Source organism: Nocardia jinanensis (genome assembly GCF_014645735.1).
Lineage (GTDB): Bacteria > Actinomycetota > Actinomycetes > Mycobacteriales > Mycobacteriaceae > Nocardia > Nocardia jinanensis.
The window spans coordinates 25,303-33,159 of the sequence record NZ_BMMH01000041.1 but is presented as its reverse complement, the minus strand read 5'-3'; the positions used below and the strand labels follow the sequence as shown (position 1 = coordinate 33,159).

Sequence of the window (7,857 nt, the reverse complement as noted above, 5' to 3'; positions counted from 1 at the left end):
ACCCGAGTACGGGCACAGCGCGCTCATCCACGGAATCAAACGCATGACGGTCCGGCAGGCCACCCCTTGACCCGGTCATCTATCTGACGCCGTGCCTTCCGCCTCGCGACACTGCTTTTGAGCGGTCTGCGACAGGCACGGTCGGGCCGGCTCAGGTGCGGACCGCGGGTGGGGGTTTGCGCGGGTCAGTGCGCGGCGGCTTCCTTGGGCTTCCGCTTCGGAACGAAGTGCATGATCAGCACGACGAGGGCGCCGACGACGAGCCCGACGAGTGCGGAGGCAACCGTCCCTCCGGTCCAGGACAGGACACTTCCGAACCCGCCATGGACGAGTTCTGCGGCCCAGTGTTCGAGGTCGTGGAGACGGTCGGCGGGCCAGTGGAATCCGGCTTCGCCGACGTTGACGAGGAGGATATGGCCGCCGACCCACAGCATCGCGGCTATCCCGACGACGGTGAGAACGGACATCACCTTCGGCATCGCGGCGACGAGTCCGCGTCCGACCCGCTGACCGAACGGCGACTCGCGCTCGGCGAGTGCGAGTCCGACGTCGTCCATTTTCACGATCACCGCGACGACGCCGTAGACCAGGGCGGTGATGAGGAATGCGACGACGATCAGCACCAGCAGCCGGGTGGCGAACGGTTCGTCCTCGACCGACGAGAGGGCGATCACCATGATCTCGGCGGAGAGGATGAGGTCGGTGCGGATCGCGCCGCTCACCATCGTCTTCTCGTGTTCGGGTCCGCTCGATGCCGTGGGTGCCTCGCCGTCGTCGTGGTGACCGCCGGTGAGCGCCTCGTACACCTTCTCCGCACCTTCGTAGCAGAGGAACAGGCCGCCGGCGATGAGCAGGTATGGCAGCGCCTGCGGCAGGAACTGGCTCAATATCATCGCCACCGGCAGGATGATCAGGAGCTTGTTGCGGATCGACCCGATTGCGATCTTGCGGATGATCGGGAGTTCGCGTTTGGGGGAGAACCCGTGCACGTAGCGGGGGGTGACCGCGGTGTCGTCGACCACCACACCCGCGGCCTTGATACCTGCCTTGCCTGCCGCGGCGCCGATGTCGTCGACGGACGCTGCGGCCACCTTCGCGATCGCCGCGACGTCGTCCAGCAGGGCGACGAGACCACCAGCCACGGGATCCTCCACTTCGATGTATCGAGCAGATCGAACAGTACGCGTACTGCCAGATGCTGATCGCTTGTGGTCGGGTCCGAAGGTTCCCGTCCACTGGGAAACGTTCTCGGGGCCTCGCCGGGGCGATCTTAGTGTGATTTCAGCCACTGGAACGTTCCAGTTCGGCCCGACCCATATCCACGAGGAAGTGCCTATGAACCTGATGAAGTCTCGCCTGTTCGCGATGATCGCAGCGATCATCGCAGCGGTGGCGCTCATGGCAGCTGGAGCGGGTAGCGCGGCCGCGGCGCCGCAAACCGGTGAAATGTTTCTTACCTTTGTCCGCCACGGAGAATCGGCCGGCAATAATTCCGGTCTGATCGACACTTCTGTCCCCGGACCCGGCCTGACCCAGAAGGGGCGGACGCAAGCCGCTGCGGTATCCCGGCTGCTGGCCGATTGCAAGTTCGACGGCATCTACGCGTCGACGATGGTCCGGACCCAGCAGACGGCGGAGCCGACCTCGCAGCTGTGTGGTCATCCCACAGTCGTCGAGGCGGGACTGCACGAGATCGAGGCCGGCATCTACGAGGGCACGGCGGAGCAGGACGCGCGTGAGGGCTACCTGGCCGCGCCGATTCAGTGGCTGCAGGGCAACCTGGATGCCCGGATCCCCGGCTCGATAAACGGTCACGAGTTCAAGAAGCGTATGGACGACTCCATCCAGGATATCCAGGACCGCCGCAGCAAGCGTGCTGTGATCTTTTCCCATGGCGGTGCCATCATGTTCTGGACACTCATGTCCGTCTCCAATCCTGATATGGGCAAGCTGCAGTCCGATCCGCTGCACAACACCGGCCGGGTGGTCGTGAAGGGCACCCCGAAGAAGGGCTGGAAGCTCGTCTCGTGGGACGGACACCCCGCCGCCTGAAAAGTCGCGCGGCACACGAGAGGCCGGTCCCTTACCGCAGGCCCTCACCGAGCGATACATCTCGAGCGCACGCCCGGCAGTGATCCGCTCGGCGGAGATCTACCGGCTACTGATGAGGACGGTCGGCGGCTCGGTCACCTCTGAAGTCCAGCACGGCACCCGTCTCGTGACAGAAAGGCACGTTCGGTCGGCTCACCCGGATGCCACCAGTACCGGCAGTTCCGGCAGGCGCGCGAACCCCAGTGGCGCCGGCCCGGTGACGGGGTCGGCGAGTCGCAGGTCCGGGAAGCGCCCGAACACTCCGCGCAGGGCGACCTCGGCCTCTTGCCGGGCGAGTGCCGCCCCGAGGCAGTAGTGCGCCCCCTGCCCGAACCCGAGATGTCGCTCACCGTGGCCGGTCTCGCGCCGGACGTCGAGCTCGTCGGGATCCTCGGTGAACTCCGGATCGAAGTTCGCGGACAGGATCCCGGCTGTCACCGTCGAACCGGCCGGCACGGTGACTCCGCCGAACTCGATGTCGGTCGCGGCGTAGCGGGGCAGGCTCGTCGGGATCGGGCCGCAGGTGCGTATCAGCTCGTGCACGGCCCGCGGCCACAGCCCCGACTCCGAACGCAGTGCCGCGAGCTGGTCGGGCCGGGTCAGCAGCACCTGCACGGACTTCGAGATCAGGTGGGCGGTTGTCTCGAACCCGGCGATGACGAGTTCGAACACCATGGTGATCATTTCGTCCTCGGTGAGCCGGTCGCCGTCGTCGTGGACCTCGACCAGAACGGTCATCAGGTCGTCGGCCGGGGTGCTGCGGCGGGCCTTGACGAGGACGCGGATCTGCTCGACCACCGCATGGATCACCGGTGGCATCCGGTCCGGGTCCGGGGAGGTGAGCAGCTCGGCCAGCTCGCGCCAGCGCGGCTGGTCGGGCTCCGGCACCCCGACCAGCTCACAGATCACCGCGATCGGCAACGGGTAGGCGAAGGCCTGCACCAGGTCGACCGGGCCCCCACCCGCCCCCACCGCGGCGATGTCGTCGAGCAGACCTTCGGTCAGCGTCTCGATCCGCGGACGCAGCGCGTTCACCCGCCGGACGGTGAAAGCCCGGGAGACGAGCTTGCGCAGCCGGGTGTGCTCGGCCCCGTCCAGACTCAGCAGGCTCCGCTTCATCCAGTCCAGCTCCGGCGGGATGCCGAGCTTGCCCAACAGGTCGGACAAGGCGTTCTGCGCCCCGTCCACTGTAGATGCGTCGGCCCGCAGTCGAGGATCGGTCAGGACGGCGCGAACGTCGTCGTGCCGGGTGATCAGCACGCCGGAGTCGCCGCCGAAACCCGGGAAGTCCACGACCGGCCCCTGCTCGCGGAGTCGCCCGAACTCGGCCACCGGGCAGCCGCTGCCGGGCCCGGTGGCGGCTGAAGCCGCGTCGTCAGGTGTTGGAGTGCTGGCGTCCATGCATCGTCTCCTCGGGAACGTCCTCTCGGTGCGGCTCCAACCAACACCATGCCGTCGCGGCATGGTCAAACCCGCCTGCTGACCGGCGTCGGTGTCAGCGCGGTCTCCCACGACGCCGACTTCTCCCGTGAGTACATCACCCAGATCCGGGACGGAAAGGGCCCCAAGACGCCCGGAAGCGATCAACCACGGACGACGGCGCCGACGACGAGTTGTTGCACCCCGCGGTTCGCCGCGGCCGCGGCGGCTGTGTCCTGGGCTCGGACGTAGACCTGGTCGCGGTCACTGACAACGAGGGCACGACGGTGCAGGTGGAGCGGTTCACTCACGCATTCCTACAGGCGTACCCCGATATCGACAGCACCGTATTCACCGTGCGCCGCCAGGATCTGGGCCGGATAGCGGGCCGGTTCGGCGCCGACCTGCACCATGGTGCCGCTCACCCGCTGACCGGTCCCGCCCCGACCACGGCAGCGAATCCATGCATCGGCCCACGGGAAGGTCTGGAAGGCCTGATCCACCAACTGGCGACGATCTATTGTCCCGACAGCCCAGCAGGAGCGACACCGTGGCGGGTCAAGACGGCACTGGAAGCGCTGCGCGCTATCGCCTGTCTCGATCGCCATCCCATCGGTGAAGGCCCGCCGCGCTACAGCGGCCTGATCGACAACCGACGGGTGTGCACGATGCTGGGCCGCGACATCGTCGCCGAGTTGGTGCGCGCCCGCGAACTCAGCACCCGGATGCCGATCACCGACGCACATACCTATGAACTGGTCGTCGGTGCGGCTGCCAACCTGTTCGGTGTTCCGGCCGCCGACGGTGACCTGATTGCGGCACTGCACACCCCACCGCCTGGAATGCACCTACTCGATGGATTCCAGCGGGCCGTGCTGGCAGCCACGATCATCACGTTTGGGCCGCCCCGGTGTCGGGGTGCGGCGGCCTCGGCCGTGCATGTCACCCTCGTTGCGATCGACCGCGACACCGTGCCCACCGCACTCGACTCTCGATGTCCTGACCCGGATATCGCCGGTGGAGTTCGGTCGCGGCATCGACCACCCGAACCGGGTGTTACGCAGCCATCTTCAAGAGCTGCGCCGCTCCCCGGCGGCGCCGACGTCGCCGTAGATCACCATCACCACACCGAAGCCAACAGCAAGCGGCCCGCCGACAGCAATGTCGGGATCGGACTCATCGTCTCGCAACGTGTTTCGACCGTGACCGCCCGGTTCGGGAAATCCGCAGCGAGTCGGCGCAGATGTCCGCGCGATTACTACCGGAACCCCTACCGTTCGGAACATGAACGTCGACACTGACCTCGACGAGTTCGATCGAGAAAAATTGATTGCTGAGGTACGGCGGCTGCGCGCCGGTATTCGCGCTCACCGCGACAGTTCAGGACACGACCTCTGCTGGCACCACCCCCAGCTTTGGGGCCTGTTGCCCGAGCGCGTCGAGCCCGAGGTTGCTGTTCCGCCGTGGCCGCGCTTCATGCGTGGATGTGTGGCTTACCGTGAGTCACTCGACAACGAGTTGCCCCATGCTCGTGTCCACGACCGCGAGTTCGAACCATAAAGACAATGCCTGGGATCCTCTTGCTCGCGCCGCGCCATGAACTCACAAGCGGAACCGATGACTCGGGGGTCACTTATCGGCGGCCAGCACTCGGGGCCGCACCGGGCGAGAACCTGTCCATCTGGGGTCTACCTCGAGTAGGCGACTCTCTTCACGGAAAACGCCGCCAGGTCCAGCCCATCTGGCGGCGTTCCGCTTCTGCATGCTCAGTAGACGGATCCGAGCAGTTCACTGCGGAGGATGGTCGTCTTCTTCGCAGTGAAAGATCGTATTACCGGTGCTGCGATCGTAGTGGGAATGCGGGGTGCAGGGCCGGGGAGTGACTTCGCCGTCCTTGCCGTCCTTGCCGTCCTTGCCGTCCTTGCCGTCCACACCGTTCCTACCGTCCACGCCGTCCTTACCTTTGGGGCCTCGAGGTCCAGGCACTAGCCCCGCGGCACGCGTCACGTTCGCGTTGGTGAAGTTGGCCCGGGTTATGTCGGCATACCGCAGGCTGGCATCGGTCAGGTTCGCGTTCTCCAGGTTCGCCGTGGTCAGGGTCGAGAACTCCAGTTTCGCGCGGGACAGTTTCGCGCCGGCCAGTTTCGCGCCGGGGCAGGACGTCTTGCTCCCCAGTATCGTGGGGTCGGCCACGATGGTGCAGGTACCGTGCTTCGGCGCGGCGCTCGCCATCGAGGCCGACGCCGCGAGTCCCGTTGCCGCCAGCCCCGCGGCGAGTACGAGCGCGGCCGCCCGGCGGGCCATCGGAACTCGCACTGCCGCCGCGTAGTGAGACTTCTTCGCCATGGTCTTCTCCTTCGATGCGGTGGAGCAGGGGGATCCGGTTCCTCTGGGCCACCGTCGGCGGCGTAACGATGTCGAGCGCGAGCAACTCGAACTGCGGTCTGAACGTGCGCGTGAGTCCATAGAGAATGGCATCCGGAGAGCCGAGAACTCAGAGGAGATCTGACCTCCACACACGCCCCGATCAGCGCAACGCATGTCTGGCTGAGGCGTACTGCGGAAAGGCAGCCGCCCGGGCGGAGGCCGGCTACGGTGTCGGGCTCAGGGCCGTGGTGTGGCGTCGACGCGTTCGGTGGTGGTGGTGCCGGCGAGGTCGTTCGGGTCGTAGAACTCGCAGAACGGCGCAGTGCCGGTTGGGAGGATGTTGTCGAGGTGCCACAGCGGGATGTGTGCGGTTCGTCCGGTCAGCCAGTCGAGCAGGTAGGCGGGCGCCACTCAGGGTGGGCGGCCGTGTCCGCCGCGCGCCGCGACCGCCATGTCGAGAGTGTCGGTAACCAGCTCGGTGCGCATATGGTCGGCCACCGACCAGCCCAGCACCCGTTTGGAGTGCTGCATGCGGCGATGGTCAACCCGACGGATCTCATCCTGCGCGCGGGCACGATGCCCCGGCGCGGCCGGACCATCCCGGGTCCGCCGCATATGCCCGGGATGGACGCTGCCGGGGTCATCGACGCGGGTGGGGTCGGGAGTGGATGGTCGGTTGTCCCTCGGTGACCGGGTCGTCGCTCTGGTCAATGTGCGTGGCCGTCTCGTCCTCACCTTCGTCTGAGGTCGCGCATGAGGGGCGCCCGTCGAGCGGGTGCGCAGGATGACCGAGCAGGCGGCTGACGCTGCCGTCGATCGGGCGTGCCGGTTGCTCCGGCTGCCGACCGTTCGCGCTCGGTTCAACGAGATTGCCGACGGCGCGGCCCGCGAGCAGATGACTTACCGGGCGTTTCTCGCTGAGTTGTTGCCGGCCGAATGCTTCACAGTTGACACCGGTGGCTGGTCGTGAGTTGCCCTGCCGTTCACCTTTCGTGGCTTGGGTGGGCGGCATGGACTTCCGCCAGATCGAGATTTTCTGCGCGGTCGCCGAAGAGCTGCACTTCGGGCGGGCGGCGCGACGGCTGTTCATCGCCCAAGGATCGGTGAGTGAGCAGATCCGGCGGCTGGAGACGCATCTCGGCACGCTACTGTTCCATCGTTCCTCGCGCTCGGTCGTGCTCACCCCCGCGGGTCGGGTGCTGCTCGCCGAAAGCCATCGGCTCCTCGATTGTCGCGACAGGGCAGTTCAACTCGTGCGCGCCGCGGGGGCGGGGCGTGCGGGCGCGCTGCGGCTCGCGGCGAACTATCCCGCCAGCAGGATGCTGCTGCTTCCACTCCTGGATCGACTCCGTGAGACGCACCCAGAGGTGGCGGTGACTCCACGCGAGCTGGCCTCCGCTCAGCAGTTCCGCGAGGTGGGGCAGGGTGATCTCGATCTCGGTCTCGTGTACGGACCGGTGGACGACACCTCGCTGCGCAGCGAGCACCTGCTGGACGTGCCCATGGTCGCGGTAGTGCGGGGAAGTCATCCGCTGGCGGGCACCGACTCGTTGCGGCTCGACGAACTCGCCGCGCACCGATACGTCACCACCTACGCCGGCGGTACCAACAGCATCGAGGAGACGCTGATCTCGACGGCGGCACGCGTCGGGGTGCGGGTGCGGCGATCGCAGAGCACGACCGACCTCTCCGGATACCTCCTCGAGCTCGAAACCACCGACACCATCGGCTTCAGTTCCCTTCCTCGCGGCGAGCAGAGCCGCGCCCAGGGGATGCACCTGCTGCGGCTCGAACCGCAACCGATGCTGACCATGCACGCTGTCTGGCGTGCCGACCGCGATGAACCTCTGGTGAACAGCGTGCTGAGCGAGCTCCGCGAACTTGCTGCCGCCCACGGCGAGCGTCATAGTGCCGTCTTTCGTCAATCGGCTGCGCCTATCAATCCATGGATAATCGCTCGTTGATCCCTGGCCTCGCGGC

10 protein-coding genes and 1 pseudogene are annotated in these 7,857 nt (G+C 66.8%); 6 read left to right on the top strand and 5 right to left on the bottom strand.

Annotated elements, in window-relative coordinates; all coding sequences use genetic code 11:
* Positions 1-185 precede the first annotated feature (185 nt).
* Positions 186-1,142, bottom strand: a complete 957-nt coding sequence (locus tag IEY68_RS34865; RefSeq protein WP_063000968.1) for a DUF808 domain-containing protein — start codon at positions 1,140-1,142, stop codon at positions 186-188.
* Positions 1,143-1,335: 193 nt separating this feature from the next.
* On the opposite strand from IEY68_RS34865, the gene IEY68_RS34860 reads away from it, so the two are divergent.
* The gene (locus tag IEY68_RS34860) at positions 1,336-2,052 is read left to right on the top strand and encodes a histidine phosphatase family protein (RefSeq protein WP_063000960.1); all 717 of its coding nucleotides are present in this window, start codon (positions 1,336-1,338) and stop codon (positions 2,050-2,052) included.
* 192 nt (positions 2,053-2,244) lie between these two features.
* Here the strand turns inward: IEY68_RS34860 and IEY68_RS34855 are convergent, their stop codons facing one another.
* Positions 2,245-3,492, bottom strand: a complete 1,248-nt coding sequence (locus IEY68_RS34855) for a cytochrome P450 family protein (RefSeq protein WP_063916479.1) — start codon at positions 3,490-3,492, stop codon at positions 2,245-2,247.
* A gap of 182 nt (positions 3,493-3,674) precedes the next feature.
* Positions 3,675-3,821, bottom strand: coding sequence for a hypothetical protein (locus tag IEY68_RS34850; RefSeq protein ID WP_189094699.1), 147 nt, complete (start codon positions 3,819-3,821; stop codon positions 3,675-3,677).
* Between IEY68_RS34850 and IEY68_RS34845 the strand changes: the two genes are divergently transcribed.
* Together IEY68_RS34845 and IEY68_RS34840 are read left to right on the top strand one after the other, a co-directional pair.
* A complete protein-coding gene (locus IEY68_RS34845) occupies positions 3,804-4,811 on the top strand; it encodes a hypothetical protein (protein ID WP_189094698.1) in 1,008 nt (335 codons plus the stop codon). The genes IEY68_RS34850 and IEY68_RS34845 overlap by 18 nt on opposite strands.
* A complete protein-coding gene (locus IEY68_RS34840; RefSeq protein ID WP_189094697.1) occupies positions 4,795-5,070 on the top strand; it encodes a hypothetical protein in 276 nt (91 codons plus the stop codon). Before IEY68_RS34845 ends, IEY68_RS34840 begins: the two co-directional genes overlap by 17 nt.
* Positions 5,071-5,298: 228 nt before the next feature.
* Here the strand turns inward: IEY68_RS34840 and IEY68_RS34835 are convergent, their stop codons facing one another.
* Complete coding sequence (locus IEY68_RS34835) at positions 5,299-5,856, bottom strand: pentapeptide repeat-containing protein (protein WP_063000954.1); 558 nt, start codon at positions 5,854-5,856, stop codon at positions 5,299-5,301.
* 258 nt (positions 5,857-6,114) lie between these two features.
* Positions 6,115-6,288: a hypothetical protein gene (locus tag IEY68_RS34830; RefSeq protein ID WP_189094696.1), complete on the bottom strand. Its 174-nt coding sequence runs from the start codon at positions 6,286-6,288 to the stop codon at positions 6,115-6,117.
* Between the two features lie 126 nt (positions 6,289-6,414).
* Here IEY68_RS34830 and IEY68_RS36665 point away from each other — a divergent pair, with 126 nt between their 5' ends.
* The 3 genes and pseudogenes from IEY68_RS36665 to IEY68_RS34820 all read left to right on the top strand — a co-directional run bounded on the left by IEY68_RS36665 (position 6,415) and on the right by IEY68_RS34820 (position 7,841).
* On the top strand, positions 6,415-6,567 hold the full coding sequence (locus tag IEY68_RS36665; RefSeq protein ID WP_229719219.1) for a hypothetical protein: 153 nt from the start codon (positions 6,415-6,417) through the stop codon (positions 6,565-6,567).
* Positions 6,568-6,661: 94 nt separating this feature from the next.
* Positions 6,662-6,817: pseudogene (locus tag IEY68_RS34825) on the top strand (IS21-like element helper ATPase IstB); the annotation flags it as partial.
* Positions 6,818-6,887: 70 nt separating this feature from the next.
* Positions 6,888-7,841, top strand: coding sequence for a LysR family transcriptional regulator (locus IEY68_RS34820; RefSeq protein WP_189094695.1), 954 nt, complete (start codon positions 6,888-6,890; stop codon positions 7,839-7,841).
* Positions 7,842-7,857 lie beyond the last annotated feature (16 nt).

Excerpts from the sequence above, each read along its gene's own strand:
- IEY68_RS34860 (WP_063000960.1), top strand. The coding sequence starts at position 1,336 with ATGAACCTGATGAAGTCTCGCCTGTTCGCGATGATCGCAGCGATCATC.
- IEY68_RS34855 (WP_063916479.1), bottom strand. The coding sequence starts at position 3,492 with ATGGACGCCAGCACTCCAACACCTGACGACGCGGCTTCAGCCGCCACC.
- IEY68_RS34840 (WP_189094697.1), top strand. The coding sequence starts at position 4,795 with ATGAACGTCGACACTGACCTCGACGAGTTCGATCGAGAAAAATTGATT.
- IEY68_RS34835 (WP_063000954.1), bottom strand. The coding sequence starts at position 5,856 with ATGGCGAAGAAGTCTCACTACGCGGCGGCAGTGCGAGTTCCGATGGCC.
- IEY68_RS36665 (WP_229719219.1), top strand. The coding sequence starts at position 6,415 with ATGGTCAACCCGACGGATCTCATCCTGCGCGCGGGCACGATGCCCCGG.
- IEY68_RS34820 (WP_189094695.1), top strand. The coding sequence starts at position 6,888 with ATGGACTTCCGCCAGATCGAGATTTTCTGCGCGGTCGCCGAAGAGCTG.